Here is a 1,515-nt window from a genome sequence, read left to right on the forward strand (position 1 = left end):
CTTCGTGACGCCGCGCGGCGAGCCGCAGGAGGGGACGAGCGACTCCGAGCGCCCGCTCTCGATCGGCGGAGCGGAGCATGTCAATGCGGCGTATTTTGCCCCCTTCCACTACACGGCGCTCGGCCACCTGCACCAGGCCCACCATGTCGGCGACGAACGCGTCCGCTATGCCGGGTCGCCGCTCAAGTACTCGATCTCGGAGGAGCATCACCGCAAGGGCTACCTCGTCGTCGAACTGGACGCGACGGGGGCGGCGGCGGTGGAGAAGCGGCATCTGGCGCCGCTGCGCGATATGCGGACGGTGGAGGGTCGGATCGCGGATATCGAGCGGCATCCGATCGACGAGGACTATGTGTTCGTCCGGTTGCTCGATGACGGGCCGGTGCTGTCGGCGATGGAGCGCATCCGCTCGGTCTACCCCAACGCGATGCACGTCGAGCGCAAGCTGACGCTGCCCGGCTTGCGCCAGGAGGCAGAGATGACGGAGGGGCGGGCGCGGATGGACGGACTGTCGTTGTTCAAGGCGTTTTATCAGGATGTGCGGGGAACGGAGCTGTCGCCAGAGACGGAACGGCTGTTCATCGAGACGATGGAGGATGTATACCGGGAGGAGGGGGAGCGCGATGCGACCGTTAAAGCTGACGATGACGGCATTCGGTCCGTATAAGGACCGGGAGGAGATCGACTTCGGGGAGCTGCTGCATCATCGACTGTTCGTCGTCTCGGGCAATACCGGGGCGGGCAAGACCTCGATCTTCGACGCGATCTGCTTTGCGCTATACGGCGACGCCAGCGGCGAGGACCGCAGCGACAGCCGGATGCTCCGCAGCCAGTTCGCCGAGGATGACGTACATACTGCTGTAGACTTCGTATTCGAGCTGAAGGGGCGCGTCTACCGCGTGCTGCGCCAGCTCTCGCATGTGAAGGCGGGCAACAAGAGCGCGACCGGCGAGCGGTACGAGCTGTACGAGCAGGACGGGACCGAGGAGCGGCCGCTGACCGACCGCTTCATCGTCTCGCAGATCGATGCCAAGCTGCGCGAGCTGATCGGTCTGACGAAGGATCAGTTCAGCCAGATCGTCATGCTCCCGCAAGGAGAGTTCCGCAAGCTGCTCACCTCGGAGACGGAGGACAAGGAGGAGATCCTGCGGCGCATCTTCAAGACGGGGCTGTACAAGGTGGTGGCGGATCGGCTCGGCGAGCGCCGCAAGGCGATGCAGCAGCGGCTCACTGAGCTGGCCGGGATGCTGGAGTATCACATCGGACAGGTGAAGGGGGCGCTGGCAGATCGGGAGGATTCGATGCTGCGGCGCGTGCTGCATGAGCAGGAGCACTACAACACGCAGCAGGTGCTGGAGGCGCTGGACCAGGAGCTGACTCACATCGCCGAGCAGGCTGCGGCGCTGCAGGGGCGGCTGCGCGAGGAGAGCGAGAGCTTCCGGGCGCAGACGGAGGCGTATCATCAGGCGCAGGCGCTCAATGAGCGGTTCGAGCTGCTGGAGCGCAAGCTGGCGG

2 protein-coding genes are annotated in these 1,515 nt (G+C 65.3%); both read left to right on the top strand.

The window, feature by feature from the left end:
- Positions 1-667: exonuclease SbcCD subunit D (locus tag PA598K_RS25690; RefSeq protein WP_185602230.1), on the top strand; the 667-nt coding region annotated here is incomplete at its 5' end.
- A partial coding sequence (locus PA598K_RS25695) for an AAA family ATPase (protein WP_148091994.1) occupies positions 624-1,515 on the top strand: 892 nt, incomplete at its 3' end. The genes PA598K_RS25690 and PA598K_RS25695, both read left to right, overlap by 44 nt.

This window comes from Paenibacillus sp. 598K (assembly GCF_003851045.1).
Classification (GTDB): Bacteria; Bacillota; Bacilli; order Paenibacillales; family Paenibacillaceae; genus Paenibacillus_D.